At 72.7% G+C, this 15,439-nt stretch carries 15 protein-coding genes; 3 read left to right on the top strand and 12 right to left on the bottom strand.

What is annotated here, in order from left to right; all coding sequences use genetic code 11:
• Positions 1-35: 35 nt before the first annotated feature.
• On the top strand, positions 36-1,481 hold the full coding sequence (locus tag QRY02_RS41565; protein WP_285988168.1) for an aldehyde dehydrogenase family protein: 1,446 nt from the start codon (positions 36-38) through the stop codon (positions 1,479-1,481).
• On the opposite strand, the gene QRY02_RS41560 is transcribed toward QRY02_RS41565, so the two are convergent.
• The 3 genes from QRY02_RS41560 to QRY02_RS41550 all read right to left on the bottom strand — a co-directional run bounded on the left by QRY02_RS41560 (position 1,478) and on the right by QRY02_RS41550 (position 5,501).
• Positions 1,478-2,983 (bottom strand): FAD-binding oxidoreductase, encoded by a 1,506-nt coding sequence (locus tag QRY02_RS41560; protein WP_285988167.1) that lies wholly within the window; start codon positions 2,981-2,983, stop codon positions 1,478-1,480. The genes QRY02_RS41565 and QRY02_RS41560 overlap by 4 nt on opposite strands.
• A gap of 72 nt (positions 2,984-3,055) precedes the next feature.
• Positions 3,056-3,763: a maleylpyruvate isomerase N-terminal domain-containing protein gene (locus tag QRY02_RS41555; RefSeq protein ID WP_285988166.1), complete on the bottom strand. Its 708-nt coding sequence runs from the start codon at positions 3,761-3,763 to the stop codon at positions 3,056-3,058.
• 25 nt (positions 3,764-3,788) lie between these two features.
• Positions 3,789-5,501 carry a GMC family oxidoreductase gene (locus QRY02_RS41550; protein ID WP_285988165.1) on the bottom strand — a complete coding sequence of 571 codons (1,713 nt, stop codon included), beginning with the start codon at positions 5,499-5,501 and terminating at the stop codon, positions 3,789-3,791.
• 154 nt (positions 5,502-5,655) lie between these two features.
• Between QRY02_RS41550 and QRY02_RS41545 the strand changes: the two genes are divergently transcribed.
• Positions 5,656-5,850 (top strand): DUF397 domain-containing protein, encoded by a 195-nt coding sequence (locus QRY02_RS41545; protein ID WP_285988164.1) that lies wholly within the window; start codon positions 5,656-5,658, stop codon positions 5,848-5,850.
• Here the strand turns inward: QRY02_RS41545 and QRY02_RS41540 are convergent.
• The 4 genes from QRY02_RS41540 to guaB form a co-directional block, all read right to left on the bottom strand.
• Positions 5,834-6,967 carry a GuaB3 family IMP dehydrogenase-related protein gene (locus QRY02_RS41540; protein WP_003073532.1) on the bottom strand — a complete coding sequence of 378 codons (1,134 nt, stop codon included), beginning with the start codon at positions 6,965-6,967 and terminating at the stop codon, positions 5,834-5,836. The two genes, QRY02_RS41545 and QRY02_RS41540, sit on opposite strands and share 17 nt — an antisense overlap.
• Before the next feature lie 76 nt (positions 6,968-7,043).
• Positions 7,044-7,529, bottom strand: coding sequence for a hypothetical protein (locus QRY02_RS41535; RefSeq protein ID WP_285988163.1), 486 nt, complete (start codon positions 7,527-7,529; stop codon positions 7,044-7,046).
• A 2-nt stretch (positions 7,530-7,531) separates the two neighbouring features.
• Positions 7,532-8,059, bottom strand: coding sequence for a hypothetical protein (locus tag QRY02_RS41530; RefSeq protein ID WP_285988162.1), 528 nt, complete (start codon positions 8,057-8,059; stop codon positions 7,532-7,534).
• 142 nt (positions 8,060-8,201) lie between these two features.
• Positions 8,202-9,713: an IMP dehydrogenase gene (guaB, locus tag QRY02_RS41525; protein WP_285988161.1), complete on the bottom strand. Its 1,512-nt coding sequence runs from the start codon at positions 9,711-9,713 to the stop codon at positions 8,202-8,204.
• 149 nt (positions 9,714-9,862) lie between these two features.
• Here guaB and QRY02_RS41520 point away from each other — a divergent pair, with 149 nt between their 5' ends.
• Positions 9,863-10,258: a DUF5319 domain-containing protein gene (locus QRY02_RS41520; protein ID WP_003073549.1), complete on the top strand. Its 396-nt coding sequence runs from the start codon at positions 9,863-9,865 to the stop codon at positions 10,256-10,258.
• 63 nt (positions 10,259-10,321) lie between these two features.
• On the opposite strand, the gene QRY02_RS41515 is transcribed toward QRY02_RS41520, so the two are convergent.
• The 5 genes from QRY02_RS41515 to QRY02_RS41495 all read right to left on the bottom strand — a co-directional run bounded on the left by QRY02_RS41515 (position 10,322) and on the right by QRY02_RS41495 (position 15,417).
• Positions 10,322-11,257, bottom strand: a complete 936-nt coding sequence (locus tag QRY02_RS41515; protein ID WP_285988160.1) for an anti-sigma-D factor RsdA — start codon at positions 11,255-11,257, stop codon at positions 10,322-10,324.
• Positions 11,258-11,830: a sigma-70 family RNA polymerase sigma factor gene (locus QRY02_RS41510; RefSeq protein WP_026468912.1), complete on the bottom strand. Its 573-nt coding sequence runs from the start codon at positions 11,828-11,830 to the stop codon at positions 11,258-11,260.
• A 377-nt stretch (positions 11,831-12,207) separates the two neighbouring features.
• A complete protein-coding gene (locus QRY02_RS41505; protein WP_003073605.1) occupies positions 12,208-12,804 on the bottom strand; it encodes a response regulator transcription factor in 597 nt (198 codons plus the stop codon).
• Positions 12,805-12,935: 131 nt separating this feature from the next.
• Positions 12,936-13,790, bottom strand: coding sequence for a hypothetical protein (locus QRY02_RS41500; RefSeq protein WP_285988159.1), 855 nt, complete (start codon positions 13,788-13,790; stop codon positions 12,936-12,938).
• Between the two features lie 682 nt (positions 13,791-14,472).
• Entirely contained in the window at positions 14,473-15,417 is a 945-nt protein-coding gene (locus QRY02_RS41495; RefSeq protein WP_285988158.1) for a MerR family transcriptional regulator, read from the bottom strand.
• Positions 15,418-15,439 lie beyond the last annotated feature (22 nt).

The following is a 15,439-nucleotide window of genomic DNA, read 5'->3' as shown; positions in this document are numbered from 1 at the left end:
CCGGTCGCACCCCCACCCGGATTACGTTGGTACGCATGGACATGATCACCCCCGAGCCGCGCCCCGCCTGGATCGCCGGCCGCCCGGAGCCGGGCGCGACCACCCTCGTCGTGCACCACCCGTACGACGGCAGCGAGGTCGCCACGGTCGCCGTGCCCGGGCCGGACCAGGTCGAACGCGCGGTGGCCGCCGCGGCCGCGGTCGCCAAGGAGTTCCGGCGCAGCCCCGCGCACCTGCGGGCGGGCGCGCTCGACCACGTCTCCCGCGTGCTCGCCGCGCGTGCGGAGGAGATCGCCGAGGTGATCACCGCCGAAAACGGCAAGCCGCTCAAGTGGGCCGAAGCCGAGGTCAAGCGCGCGGTGTCGGTGTTCCGCATCGCCGCCGAGGAAGCCCGCCGCTTCACCGGCGAAGTCCAGCGCCTCGACACCGACCCCGCCGGCGAGGCCCGGCTGGCGCTGACCCGCCGGGTCCCGCGCGGGCCGGTGCTCGGCATCGCGCCGTTCAACTTCCCGCTCAACCTGGTGGCGCACAAGGTCGCGCCGTCGCTGGCGATCGGCGCGCCGATCATCGTCAAGCCCGCGCCGCGGACGCCGTTGTCGGCGCTGATCCTCGGCGAAATCCTGGCCGAGACGGACCTCCCGGAAGGCGCCTTCTCGGTGCTGCCGCTCGGAAACGAGGAGACACAGGCGCTCGTCGCGGACCCGCGGTTGCCGGTCGTGTCGTTCACCGGCTCCGGCCCGGTCGGCTGGTCGCTCAAGGACGCCGCACCCCGCAAGCACGTCGTGCTCGAGCTCGGCGGCAACGCGGCGGCCGTCGTGCTGCGCGACTGGCCCGACCCCGAAGGCGCCGCGCACCGGATCGCCACCTTCGGCAACTACCAGGCCGGCCAGTCCTGCATCGCGGTGCAGCGGGTGATCGTGGACGCCGCCGTGGCCGAGGAGTTCGTGCCCGCGCTGGTGGAAGCCGTCGAGGCGCAGCGGACCGGCGACCCGTACGACCGCAACACCGACGTCGGCCCGGTGGTCGACGAAGCCGCCGCCGAGCGGATCGTCGCGTGGATCCATGAGGCCGTCGAAGCGGGCGCGAAGGTGCTCACCGGCGGCACCCGCGACGGCGCGACCGTCGCCCCGACCCTGCTCACCGACGTCCCGCCGGACACCAAGGCGTGGTCCGAGGAGATCTTCGGCCCGGTCCTCGCGGTGTCCGTTGTGGACGGTGTGGACGCGGCCTTCCGCTCGGTCAACGAATCCGCCTACGGCCTGCAGGCGGGCGTCTTCACCACCGACGTCCAGCTGGCGTTCCACGCGTCGGCGGAGCTGGAGGTCGGCGGCGTGATCATCGGTGACGTCCCGTCCTACCGCGCCGACCAGATGCCTTACGGCGGCGTGAAGGGCTCCGGTGTCGGCCGCGAAGGCGTGCTCGCCGCGATGCACGACCTGACGGAGGAGCGCGTCACCGTCTTCACCGGCATCGACCTCTAGCTGACGACGCCCTGCCCGAACCGGAAGACGTTGTTGGGGTCGTACTTGTTCGCGACGTCCTGCAGGCGCTTGGCGTTGTCGCCGTAGTAGGCGGCCTTCCAGTCGGGCAGGGCCGGGTCGATGTAGTTGACGTACCCGCCGCCCGCGCCGGCCGCGGCGAGTCCCGCGACAACGTCGCCGACCGCCTGCGTGACCTTCGTCCGGGTCTTCGTCGTCGCGGGCGCGTAGACCTGGATGCTGGCCAGCGCGTCGCGGTGCCAGAACGCCGTGGCGTCCTTGGCCGGCCCGGCCACCGCGCCGCCGAGACCGTCGATGAGCAGGTCCATGCCCGACCGGCCGTCGGCGACCGCGACGACCTTCGCGGCGTCGACCGGGGTGGTGATCATCCGCGAGGAGGCGATGAACGACTGGCGGTTCGAGCTGCCCTCGAAGTACTTCATGGCGCCGAGGTAGTCCAGGGTCTTCACCACGCGCTGCGTCGGCCGGGCGCCGGCGTTGGCCGTCAGGTTGTTCAGCAGCGTGTTGAGCCCCGCGGCGCCTCCGACGTAGCAGCCGCCGACGCGGCACTGCACCGGCGACCCGCCCGAAAGCACCAGGTTCGCCCAGAGCTCCGGCGGCATCGCGGCGATCCACTGCTGCCACGCGGCGAGCACGCCGCTCGCGGCCCCGGCCGGGAAGTGCAGCGAGAACACCGTCAGCGCCTCCGGCGCCGGATCGGTGTCGAAGGTGAACTCGGTGACGACGCCGAAGTTGCCGCCGCCCCCGCCGCGCAGCGCCCAGAACAGGTCCGGTTCGGAACCGGCGGAGGCGGTGAGCGTCCGGCCGTCGGCGGTGACGACCTGCGCGGAGCTCAGGTGGTCGCAGGTCAAGCCGTACTTGCGGGCGAGCACGCCGATGCCGCCGCCGAGGGTCAGCCCGGCGATCCCGACCGTCGGGCAGGATCCGGCGGGCAGCGCGCGCCCGGCCCGTGCCAGCGCGGCGTAGACGTCCTTCAGCTTCGCGCCGGCGCCGATCACGGCCTTGCCGCCCTGGACGTCGACCTTGTTCAGCGCGGCCACGTCGATGACCAGCCCGCCCACCGGCACCGAGTACCCGGCGTAGCTGTGGCCGCCGCTGCGCGCGGCGATCGCGACGCGCCCGGCGGCCGCCTTCAGGCAGGCCTGGACGTCCTGGGTGGTCGCCACGGTCGCCACGGCGACCGGGTTGTTGCCGTCGAACAGCTGGTTGAAGCCGTGCTTGGCGGTGTCGTAGCTTTCGGCGCCCGGCCGCAGCAGGTCGCCGGTCAGCCGGGGGCGCAGGTCGTCCCAGTTCGGTGGCCCGGTGGGCAGCCGGGTGGCCGGCGGGGCCGACGTCGGGTCCGCCGGGGCGGTCGAGGCGACCGGGGCGGCGGGGTTCTCCGGCCCGCACGCGGCGGCGACGGCACCGGCGGCCGAGACGCCCGCGATCCGCAGGAACGTCCGGCGGCGGACGCCGGTCCGCCCCTGGTCGTGCTCACTGTCCACAGCGGACTCCTCGGTGCCGGGAACGCCCAGTGTAGAGCGGGCGCAAGGCGTTCACGTGGCGGAGCGGGCCGGTCACGTCCAGGCCGGGATCCGGGGCACGTCACCGTCGAGGGCGGCGCCGTCGGAGCGCCCGCTGAGCCAGGCCAGCAGCGCCCCGGCCGACCCGCGGACGGTCGTCTTCGGGGCGGCACCCATCGTCCACTCGAACCCGTCGGCGGCCAGGCGCAGCGCCGGGAGGTGGGCACCGCGCGAGGTGACGGCGTGCTGGACGACGTCCTCGGTCAGCGGGCCGAGCAGCGCGAGCACGCGGTCGAGGTCGTAGCCGCGGTCGAGGTCGGCGAGGTGGATGGTCAGTTCGGACAGCCGCATCCGCGCCACGACGGCCCCGGTGACGGGCGCGCCCTGCCGGTTGCGGGCCTCCCGCGCCCAGGCGTCGTCCGGCATCGCGGCGGCGTACTGCTCGAACCGCCCGGCCGACGCGACGAAGTCCGCGAGCAGGTCGGCGGCCGCGTGCTGGGCGCCGGCTTCGATGTCCCGCTCCCGGGCCTCGGCACTGGGGTACATCGGCGTCTCGACGCCGGTGTTCGCCCAGGCCAGCAGGTTCTGCAGGCCGTCGGCGTTGCGGGCGACGTGCGCGAGGACGTGAGCGCGCGACCAGCCGGGCAGCGCGCTGGGAGCGCGCAGCTCGGGTTCGCCGAGGCCACCGATGGCCCGCGCCCATTCGTCGTCGAGCTTCCGGATGCCGTCGAGCAGTGCGTGTGCCTTCTCGGATGCCGTCACGGCCCCGAGTCTAGGAGGAGAGGCCCTAGGAGGATCGATACAGCGCGGCGGGGGCCTCCGCGGGAACGGCCGGGTTCTTCGGCGCGATCGGCTCCAGCCGCGCGTAGGGCACGTCCTGCGCCGGCCGCAGGTCCTCCTCGCCCTTGTTCGGCCAGAAGGAGAACGCGCGCTCGGCCTGGGCCGTGATCGTCAGCGACGGGTTCACGCCGAGGTTGGCGGTGATCGCCGCGCCGTCCACTACCGACAGGCCCGGGTAGCCGAACACGCGGTGGTACGGGTCGATCACCCCTTCGTCGGCCGTGGCACCGATCGGGACGCCGCCGATGAAGTGCGCCGTCAGCGGGATGTCGAAGATCTCGCCCCAGGTGCCGCCGGCGATGCCGCCGATGCGCTCGGCCGTGCGCTCGTTGGCCTCGTGGCCGGCCGGGATGAAGCTCGGGTTCGGCTCGCCGTGGCCCTGCTTGGACGTGTACTTGCGGCGGCCGAACAGCCCGCGCTTGGTGTACGTCGTGATCGAGTTGTCCAGGCTCTGCATGACCAGCAGGATCACCGTGCGCTCGCTCCAGCGGTAGCCGTTGAGCATCCGCGCCGACTGGACCGGGTGCTTCAGCAGGAACCGCACCAGCTGCTGCCAGCGCGGCACCGGCGAGGCGCCGTCCGTCGCGATCGTCTGCAGCAGGCTCATCGCGTTGCTGCCCTTGCCGTAGCGGACCGGCTCGATGTGGGTGTTCTCGTCCGGGTGGATGGACGAGGTGATCGCGACGCCGCGGCTGAAGTTCCGGCTCTCGTCGACGTCGGTCCGGGCCGCGCCGATGATGGCCTCGGAGTTCGTGCGGGTCAGCTCGCCGAGCCGCCGCGAGAGCTTCGGCAGCCGTCCGGTGTCCTTCATCCGGTGCAGCAGGTTCTGGGTGCCCCACGTCCCCGCGGCGAAGACGACCTTCTCGGCCGTGATCGTCGTGCGAAACTTCCTCGAGGTGGTTCCGGTCTTCTTGAGGCTGACTTCGTAGCCGCCGTCGATCGGCGTCACGGCCGTCACCGTGGTGAGCGGGATGACCTGCGCGCCGTCCTGCTCGGCGAGGTAGAGGTAGTTCTTGACCAGCGTGTTCTTCGCGCCGACGCGGCAGCCGGTCATGCAGGAGCCGCATTCGGTGCAGCCGGTGCGGGCCGGGCCGGCGCCACCGAAGTACGGATCGGCGGCACGCTCGCCCGGCTTGCCGAAGTAGACGCCGACCGGCGTCGGGTGGAACGAGCCGGCGACGCCCATGTCCTTCGCGACCTCGCGCATCACGACGTCCGACGGGGTGATCGTCGGGTTCGTGACGACGCCGAGCATCCGGCTCGCCTGGTCGTAGTGCGGGGCGAGCTCGGACTCCCAGTCGGTGATGTGCGCCCACTGCCGGTCGGCGTAGAACGGCTTGAGCGGCCGGTACAGCGTGTTCGCGTAGACGAGCGAGCCGCCGCCGACACCGGCGCCCGCCAGCACCATGACGTCGTTGAGCATGTGGATGCGCTGGATGCCGTAGCAGCCGACCTGCGGCGCCCACAGGTAGCGCTTGAGATCCCACGACGTCTTCGCGAACTCGTCGTCGGCGAACCGGCGGCCCGCCTCGATGACGGCTACCCGGTAGCCCTTCTCGGTGAGCCGCAGCGCCGCAACGCTGCCGCCGAACCCCGACCCCACCACGACGACGTCGTAGTCGGGGCCACCCGCACTGGTGGTGGTGTTACTGGCAGTCACACCTGGAGCGTAACTCCGGCCCCGCGTTCTGACCAGAGGTAAGTTACCGGCCAGTTATGCTTGTCCGACGACAATAGTGGGTAATCTCCACGGTGCTTGATGTCCACGTCGGCGAATCACCGCCGGGCGGGACACAAACGCGGGAGACAGCACGATGAGCCCACGAACGCTCACCGGTTGGCGCAAGTCGAGCCACAGCCACTTCGAAGAGAACGCCTGCGTCGAGGTCGGCACCGGCCCCGGCGTGGTCGGGGTCCGGGACACCAAGCAGGCGGTGCCCCGGCCGGTCCTCGTCTACTCAGCGGCCGCCTTCGCCGCGTTCCTCGGCCACCTCACCGCCGGACGGTGAGGCCCACCCGCTGGAACTCCTTGAGGTCCGAGTAACCCGTCTTCGCCATCGCGCGGCGGAGCGCCCCGAACAGGTTCACCACGCCTTCCGCGTCCGACGACGGCCCGAACAGCAGGGTCTTGAGGTCCACGGCGTAATCGGGACCGGCCGCCACGCGCGAGCGCGGCAGTGACGGGTGCGCCGCGGCCGCCGTCCAGTACAGGCCCTGACCGGGCGCGTCCGAGGCGGCGGCCAGCGGGGAGCCGAGCATGACGGCGTCCGCGCCGCACGCGATGGCCTTGGCGATGTCACCCGACACCGTCATGCCGCCGTCCGCGAGCACGTGCACGTACCGGCCGCCGGTCTCGTCGAGGTAGTCGCGGCGGGCGGCCGCGGCGTCGATGATCGCGGTCGCCATCGGGACGCCGATGCCGAGCACGCGATCGGTGCTCGTCACGCCCGGCGTGTAGCCGTGGCCCACGATGACCCCGGCCGCGCCGGTGCGCATGAGGTGCATCGCGGTGCGGTAGTCGCTGACGCCGCCGGCGATGACCGGGACGTCGAGGCGGCCGATGAACTCCTTGAGGTTCAGCGGCTCGGCGTCGCGCTGGACGTGCTCGGCGGAGATGATCGTGCCCTGGACGACGAGGATCTCGACGCCGGCCGCGATCAGGTCCGGGGTCAGCTCGGCGGCGTGCTGCGGGCTGACCCGCGCGGCCACCGTGACGCCGGACTCGCGGACCGTCTTGATCGCCTCGGTCAGCAGGTCGAGCCGGATCGGCGCGGCGTGCAGCTCCTGCAGCACGCGGCCCACCGCGGTCGGGTCCTCGAGGTCCTCGGCCGCGCGGACCAGCTGGAAGATGGCGTCCTCGACGTTCGCGTGCCGCGCCCAGAGCCCTTCGGCGTTGAGCACGCCCAGCCCGCCGAGCTCGCCGACGGCGACCGCGGTGCCGGGCGAGACGATCGCGTCGGTCGGGTGCGTGACGAGCGGCAGGTCGAAGCGGTAGGCGTCGATCTGCCAGGCGGTGGACACCACCGAGGACGAGCGCGTCCGCCGCGACGGCACGATCTCGACGTCGTCGAGGTCATACGCCCGCCGCGCGGTGCGGCCCATCCCGATCTCGACCAGGTCCCGCACGTGAAGCCTCCTCCGCCGACGACAATCTGCCGTGCCCCATTGTCGCTAGGCCGCGTGGGTGACCCGCGCACGGGGGTTAGAACAGCAGCACCCCGGGCAGTGCGCCCAGCAGGAACCCCGCTGCCGCGCTCAGCGCGGCCAGTGCGGGCCGGTCCGCCTCCGTGACGCAGACCAGCGTGAAGACCAGCGTCATGACCGCGATCAGCGCCACGAAGATGCCCACGGCGACGGGCGAATTCCCCACCCCCACCCGGTGGCCGCGTGCCTCCACGGCCTGCACCGACCGGCCGACCTCGGAAATCTCCAGGCGGACCGGCGATCCCGGCTCCAGGTCGAGGGTCGCGTCGGGCGAGCTGACCTCGAAGCGCTCGCCGGACGCCGTGCGGAGGACGAGGTCGTACAGGTGGCCTATCGACCTGTCCACGTGCTGGCCCCGCGTCTGGACGGTGGCTTCTTCCCGCCCGGCCGGTCCGCCCGCGTCGAGGACCCCGTACGTCCCGAAGGTGAGCGCGGCCCCGACGAAAGCCGCGCCCATCGCGGCCGCGAACCGGTTCCCGGTCACGGCTACACCCGCACGAACACGGCGACCGGCGCCAGCAGCGCGCCCAGCGCGAGCGCCAGCCAGGTCGCCACCGGCGGGTAGACGTTGAGCCGGACCGCGCCGAAGTACACCGCGCCCAGCGCCAGCAGGCTGGCGACGATCGACAGCACCGGCCGGACCACGCCCGGGCGCAGGTCGACCACGCCGCCGCCGGCCCGCAGGTACGCGATGCTCCCGTCCGCCGTCGACACGTCGAGCGTCACCGGCTGGCCCGGTGGCAGGTCCAGGCCGGCGTCCACCGCGGTGACGCGGTAGTGCCGGTCGCCGGCGTCGACCGCGACGGTGTGGCTCACCGCCTCCTCGTCCCCGCCGACCGGGAGCGCACCACGCGTGTGGGACGTCACGTGCCCCTCGACGCGGTACACCGGTGCGTCCCGCCCGGCCAGCAACTGGCACATCAGGCACACCACGCCGCCGAGGATCAGCGACACCAGGGCGACGGCCGTGAAGAACACCTTGCGCAGCACCTGGGTGAGCCGGCCGACCGTCATGCGTCCTAGTGCACACCACGACTGCCACGCAAGGCGATAGACCGATTACCGTAAGCACGCTAGGTCACGATGACACAGCGAGATGCCCGCACTTCCGGCCGGTTCGGGGTGCGGGCCCCACTGCCGCCGTAACGCGAACGGACTAGCGGGTCGTGTAGTTCGGGGCCTCGACGGTCATCGTGATGTCGTGCGGGTGGCTCTCCTTGAGCCCGGCCGCGGTGATCCGGACCAGCTGCGCTTCCTGCAGCTGCGCGATCGTCTCGGCACCCGCGTAGCCCATCCCGGCGCGCAGGCCGCCGACCAGCTGGTGCACGACGTTGGCCAGCGGGCCGCGGAACGGGATGCGGCCCTCGATGCCCTCCGGGACCAGCTTGTCCTCGTTGAGCACGTCGTCTTGGGCGTAGCGGTCCTTCGAGTAGGACTTGCCCTGGCCGCGGGACTGCATCGCGCCCAGCGAACCCATGCCGCGGTAGACCTTGAACTGCTTGCCGTTGACCAGGATCAGATCGCCCGGCGACTCGGCGGTGCCGGCGAGCAGGCTGCCCAGCATCACCGTGGACGCGCCGGCCGCGATGGCCTTCGCGATGTCGCCGGAGTACTGGATGCCGCCGTCGCCGATCACCGGGATGCCCGCCGGCCGCGCGGCCAGGTCGGCCTCGTAGATCGCTGAGATCTGCGGCACGCCGACGCCCGCCACGATCCGGGTGGTGCAGATGGAGCCCGGGCCGACGCCGACCTTGATGCCGTCGGCGCCCGCGTCGACCAGCGCCTGCGCGCCGGCCCGGGTCGCGACGTTGCCGCCGACGATGTCGACCGACTCGCCCAGCTCCTTCTTCAACAGCGAGACCGTGTCGACGACCGCGCGGGAGTGCCCGTGCGCGGTGTCGACCATCAGCACGTCGACGCCGGCTTCGGCGAGCGTCATCGCGCGCTTGTGCCCGTCGACGCCCACGCCGACCGCGGCGCCGACGATGAGCCGGCCGTCCGGGTCCTTCGTCGCCTTCGGGTACTGCTCGGTCTTCACGAAGTCCTTGACCGTGATCAGCCCGCGGAGCTTGCCCGCGCCGTCGACGATCGGCAGCTTCTCGATCTTGTGCCGGCGCAGCAGGCCGAGCGCGGCGTCCGCCGACACCCCGACCTGGGCGGTGACCAGCGGCGCCTTCGTCATGACCTCGGACACCGGGCGGCTGTGGTCGACCTCGAACCGCATGTCGCGGTTGGTGATGATGCCCACCAGCGTCCCGGCCGCGTCGGTCACCGGCACGCCGGAGATGCGGAACTTCGCGCACAGGGCGTCGACCTCGGCCAGCGTCGCGTCCGGCGCGCAGGTGACCGGGTCGGTGACCATGCCGGCCTCGGACCGCTTGACGACCTCGATCGCGGCCGCCTGCTCGTCGATCGGCAGGTTGCGCTGGAGCACGCCGATGCCGCCCTGGCGGGCCATGGCGATGGCCATCCGCGCCTCGGTGACGGTGTCCATCGCCGCGGACACCAGCGGGACGCCGAGCGTGATGTTCCGGGTCAGCCGGGTGCTCGTGTCGACCGTGCTGGGGACCACGTCCGATTCGGCCGGCAGCAGCAGCACGTCGTCGAAGGTCAGGCCGAGCATGGCGAACTTGGCCGGAACGGGGGCGGTGGTGCCGTCGCTGGTCATGCGGGTGAAGGGCCTTCCTGGCGCGGGATGAGCGGGAGTCGCCGGTATTCGATTCGAGATCAGTGACGACCGGGAGCCTTCCCCTCATGATATCCGCCGCCCGCCGCCCGCCCCGGGCGGTGGGCGGGCCGGCGGGGCCGCCCGGTACCGTGCAGGCCGTGGCGCACGATGTCCTGCCTCCAGACCCGTTCGCGGACGACCCGGACGACCCGGCCCGCGCATTCGGAGACCCCGAGGACCGGCTGGACGAGCCGATCAGCGACTCCGAACGCACCGAACTACTGGCCGATCTCTCGGATCTGGCCGTTTACCAGGCTCTCCTCGAACCCCGCGGGGTCCGCGGGATCGTCGTCGACTGCGGTGAGTGCGACGAACCGCACTACCACGACTGGCACCTGCTGCGGGCGAGCCTCGAGCAGCTGCTGGCCGACGGGCGGATGCGCCCGCACGAGCCGGCCTACGACCCGAACCCCGGCGACTACGTGAGCTGGGACTACTGCCGCGGCTTCGCCGACGGTGTCACGGCCAACGAAAGCGCCTACTGAGCGCTCCTGACCCACGAGAAAAGCCCTGGTGAGTTTCCTCACCAGGGCTTTTCGCTGTCCGTCCTACGGCGTCTCGCTGACGCCCTGGGGCTGACCGCCTGCGGACTCGCTGCGCGGGGTGCCCGGGTCGTTGCCGGTGGCGCCGGTGGTGGTCGGTGGCGGCGGGGTCGTGGTCGGCTGCGGCGTCGTGGTGGGCGGCGGGGGCGTCGGCGTCGGGGTCGCGCTGCCCGGCAGGCTCGTGGTGCCGCTGCCGCTGCCCGGAAGGGACGACGCCGACCCGGCCGGCGCCGCCTGGCTCGTCGGCGCGCCGGGCGAAACCGCCGGGATCGAGGTCTGGATCGGGCCCTGGACCGGCGCTTCGGGGTTCTGGAGCTGGGCGGCGAGCTGCCGGTGCTGCTCCATCAGCTGGTCGCGGTTCTCCTCGTCGGTGACCTGCGTCAGGGCGTCCTGGGCGTCCTGGAGGGCCTGGCGGGCGGCGTCGAGGTTGCCGCCGGCGATGGCGAGGTTGGCCTTCTCGAGGTCGAGCTTCGCGGTCGCGGCCGCCTCGACGGATCGGGTGTGGTCGGAGTAGAGGACCTTGGCGAGGCCCCACAGCGTGTCGCCGGGTTGCGCGGAGCGCGCGGCCAGCCCGGTGCCGGTGAACGCGATCGCCAGCACGGCGGCGGCGACGGCGACCGGGACGAGCAGCCTGCGGCGGCGGCCGCTCGAAGCGTGCCGCTTCGCGAGAGCGGCGGTACTGACGGTGCGCACGGCGGTGTCGACGTCGACGAGCTCGGCCAGCGGCTCGCTGTCGATGTCTCTTCGCCACGCCACCAGCAACGCGTTGAGCTCCTGGTCGCCGAGACCGTCGGCCAGTGCCGGGTCGGACCCGCCGAGCGCATCGAGCAGCGCGTCGTCGGCCTGCACGGCCGACAGGTCGGCAGCGAACTCCGCCTCCGACGCCGTCAAGCCACTGCCGAAGACGTCATCCGGCTCGAATCTCTTCTCGTGACCGGTCACTCAGATCACCTCCTCCGCGGCCAGGACCTTTCTCAGCCGCGCGAGGGCGCGGTGCTGGGCGACGCGGACGGCACCCGGGGTGGAGCCGACCGCGTCCGCGGTCTCCTCCGCCGACAGGCCGACGACCACGCGCAACACCACGATCTCCCGCTGCTTGTCCGGCAGCACCTGCAACAACTGGGACATCCGCTCGTTCAGCTCACCTTGCAGCGCCCGCTGCTCGGGACCGACCCCGCCCTCGACCTCGTCGGGGATCTCGGCCACCGGCTCGGCCCGGTTGCGCGCCGCCGCGCGGTGCGCGTCGGCCACCTTGTGCTGGGCGATCCCGTAGACGAAGGCCAGAAAAGGGCGGCCTTGATCGCGGTACGAGGGCAATGCCGTTAGCACCGCGAGACACACCTCCTGCGCAACGTCGTCCGCCGAAGCGAACGATCGCTCCTGCCTGCCAACCCGAGCGCGGCAATACCGCACTACCAGTGGACGGATAGCAGCCAGCAGCCGCTCGACTGCCTGGGGATCTCCCTCGACAGCAGCGGCGACCGGTTCATCCAGTCCATCCCCCACATTGGCCATCGCAGACAACAGTCCCAGTGTTACGTGTAGGTGTGCAAAGAACCCGGCCCGTGGTCGCCTCCACCGCGCACCGGTGACCGCTACCGTACCGTCGGCTCGCTCCGGACCGGCGCGCGCGGTGTACCCGGGCGCGCCGCGGCGGGCGGAGCCGCGGTTGTTACGAGTCGTCCTGCACACCCGCGGTCGAGGTCGCCGATTCAACGAGCGAACCCGGCTGCGGGTACGAGATCCGCCGGAGGGGCGGGGTGGCGAGGCGGGAATCCGCCACATCGAACGCCGGATTGTGATGGGGACCACATAGGTGCGGGCCAGGGCGGTGCGCCCTGGCCCGTCGTCACCTGTGAACCGGCCGTGTCAGGAACGGGGAGAGCGGCAGGTCAGCTGACCAGGCCGCGGCGGAAGCCGTGGGCGACGGCCTGCGCGCGGTCGCGCACGCCGAGCTTGCGGAACAGCCGCCGAGCGTGGGTTTTGACCGTGTCCTCGGACAGGTAGAGCTCGCGGCCGATCTGGCCGTTGCTCTTGCCCTGGCTCATCCCGCGGAGCACCTGAAGCTCGCGCTCGGTCAGCTGGACGCCCGGGTCGGACGGCTGACGGGGCGCGGGCACCGAGGTGCTCGCCAGGGTGTGGGCCAGTGCGGCGACCAGCTCCGGCCGGGACGCGTCCCAGCGGAGGTAGCCGCGGGCACCGCCGGCGATCGCGGCGGCGATGCTGCCCGCGTCGTCCGGGGCGCCGAAGACGATGACGTTCGCCTGGGGATTGGCCGAGACGAGCCGCCGGGTGGCTTCGACACCCGTCGGGACCGCGCGTTGCGTCCCGACCAGCACGACGTCGACGGGCTGACGGGAGTACCGGGCCAGCAGCTCGTCACCGTGCGCTACGCAGTCGATGCGACTGACCCCAGGGACCGCGGACATCACTCGGGTGAGCCCTTCACGGACACTGCGTCGGTCGTCGCAGATCAAGACCGTCGTCACGGGGTTTCCTTCCTGCAGCCGGGTGACATTCCTCTTCCCCTATCGGACGCTTTAGCCCGAACCTTGACACGATCCGGTGGCTTTTTTTGAACTTTCTTAGCCCGGATGCCGGAACACCCCATTCCGACGGCTCAACCACCCGGGACGGGGACCCATGGTGATTCCCCCGCAACCCTCCTCCCGCAAGGATCGGCGCTTCGTAACACTGCGTGCAACACCTGCGCCACTCTGAATCGATACTCCTCGGCGTGTCCTGGGCGCAGGTCGGCCGCGACGAGCGCTGCCGGCCACGAAAGTGAAAGGAGTTCGCATTCCTCCGCGGCCGCCATTGCATTTCCGACAAGGTCGTCCGAAATCTTCCGGTGATCGGGTGCCCCGGCCGCTCGCAGGGCCACGGCCAGCACAATCCGGGATTTCACGACGTGCCGCCGCGCGCCCCGCGCGAGCGCGGTTTCCAAAGCGCGCTCGGCGTGCGGCACGGCATCGGCACCCTGACCTGCGGCGAGGGCGATTTCGGCGCCGACCCAGCCGCCGCGGACCCGGGCCCGCCACCCGGCGTCCCCCGCGGCGGCCCGCTCGGCGAGCCGCCGGGCGGCGGCCAGGCGGCCGAGGGCGAGGTTGTCGGCGGCCAGGCCGAGGAGGGCGTCGGCTTTCGCGCCGGCGGCGTCGAGGCCGTCGGGATCTTGCCCGGTGTCCAGGTGGGCGGCTTTCGCGAAGGCCTCGCCGTCGAGCGCGCGGGCTCGGCGGTGGCCGCCCAGCTGCCGCCGGTGCGAGGCGAGGGTGCTGGCGGCGAGGGAGGCCATCACCGGGTCGCTGTCGTGCCGGAGGGCATCGAGGAGGGTCGCGGCGGCGGCGTACCGGCCCTGGGCGCCGAGGACGATGGCGGCGAGCAGCCGGGCCCGAGGGCGGCCGGCGCCGCGCACGGCGGCGGGATCGGGCAGCGGATCGCTCCCGAACGCGGCGGCCCTGAGGGCGGGTTCGTGCACCCGTCCTTTCTAGTGGGTAGGACCGACAAAAGTTGATCGAAGTGACCGACGGCGCGTGATCGAGCAGGCCACGCACTTGGGCGGGCTCAGGCGGCCGCGATCTTTGAGCCCCGGCTCGGACTGTGGTGCCGCTGGCAGGCGCTCCCCGGACGGGCCCACCGCCGCCGCCCGACCACCAGGCGGGCTCGAGCGGCCGCGACCTCTGCCACCCGCTCGCACAGTGCTCCCGCCAGCAGGCGCCGATCCCCGGACGGCAGGCAAGCCGCCCCCCACCGGGCAGGGCTCGAGCGGCCGCGACCTTCGCGACCGGCTCGGACAGTGCTGCTGCTGGCCGGGGCCGATCCCCGTGCGGGCCCGAGCGACCGCCACCTCCGCGAACCCGGCTTGCACAATGCTGCCGCCGGGAAGTGCCGATCCCCGGGGGCGTGTAGTCAGGCAGGCCCCAGCCGCCGACAACCGGCACCCGACCAGCCCCAGGCCGCCGGAGCCCAGCCGCGCATTCCGGAGCGGGCCGCGCTAGTGGCGCGCGCCGACCAGGACGTGCTCGAGGCGGTCCGCCGCCGAGGGAAGGTCCGTCAACAGCTCCACCTTGCCCGGCAGAGCCACCGACCCAACCGCCGACAACCGGCACCCCACCTCGCCACGGACCACCCGAAACCGGCCACGCGGGCCGGAGCGCCCGCTAAAGGCGCGCGCCGACCAGGACGTGCTCGAGGCGGTCCGCCGCCGAGGGGAGGTCCGTCAGCAGCTCCACCTTGTCCGGCAGGCCCGCCGGGTCCCAGCCCGGGCCGCAGGCGAACAACCTGCTGCGCTGGCGTCCGCGCGACACCCTCGCGAACAGCCGCGCCTCCGCGACGCCGCGTCCGTGCGCCCACAGCACCACCGCCGCCGGTGCGCTGCGGCGCACCGCCACCGCCAGCACCTCCGCCGGCAACGGGACCCCGAACAGCTGCGCGCCGATGCGCCGGCCCGCCAGGGACGCCGCCAGCGCGTACATCGGCATCGAGTCGCGCTCGCCGGGGACGCAGCCGAGGAGGACCGGGCGGGTGTTGCGGGGCTCGTCGAGCACCGGGGTCGCGCGGACCAGCGCCGCGAACACGCACTCCGCGAGCAGGTACTCGACCTCCGCGCCCGCGCTCGCGCCGCGCCAGCGCGCCCCGAGCGCCGAGAGCACCGGCTCGATCACACCCGTCCACGCGGGGAGCACGCCGAGCTCGGCGATGGTGTCCGCGAGCATCCGCTGGACCGCGCCGACGTCCATCGCCAGCGCCGCCGTGCTCAGGCGGCGGGCCAGGCGGGAACGGACCTCGAGGCCGTCGTCGGCGACCGAAGCCCCCGGGGGAACCTCGGACTCCTCCGGCTGGGGTGGGCCGGAGCGGGGCATCTGCTCGAGGGCGTAGCGCGCCGCCTCGGCCGTCGACGCGCCGCTCAGCAACGCGCGCTGCATCAGTTCGAGGCGGCCGATGTCGGAAGTCCCGTAGCGGCGGTGCCGTCCGTCGGTGTGCCGGCTGGGGCCCAGCCCGTAGCGGCGGTCCCAGGTTCGGAGGGTGGACGGCGCGACCCCGAGCCGGCGGGCGACCGAGGCCACCGGCAGGGTGGGTTCTTCGGTGCCCGACCCAGCTCCCACGAGCCTCAATATCCAGGCACCC

It is taken from the genome of Amycolatopsis sp. DG1A-15b, from assembly GCF_030285645.1.
Classification (GTDB): Bacteria; Actinomycetota; Actinomycetes; order Mycobacteriales; family Pseudonocardiaceae; genus Amycolatopsis.
The sequence above is the reverse complement of the archived record's forward strand: the minus strand, read 5'-3'. Positions and strand labels throughout refer to the sequence as shown.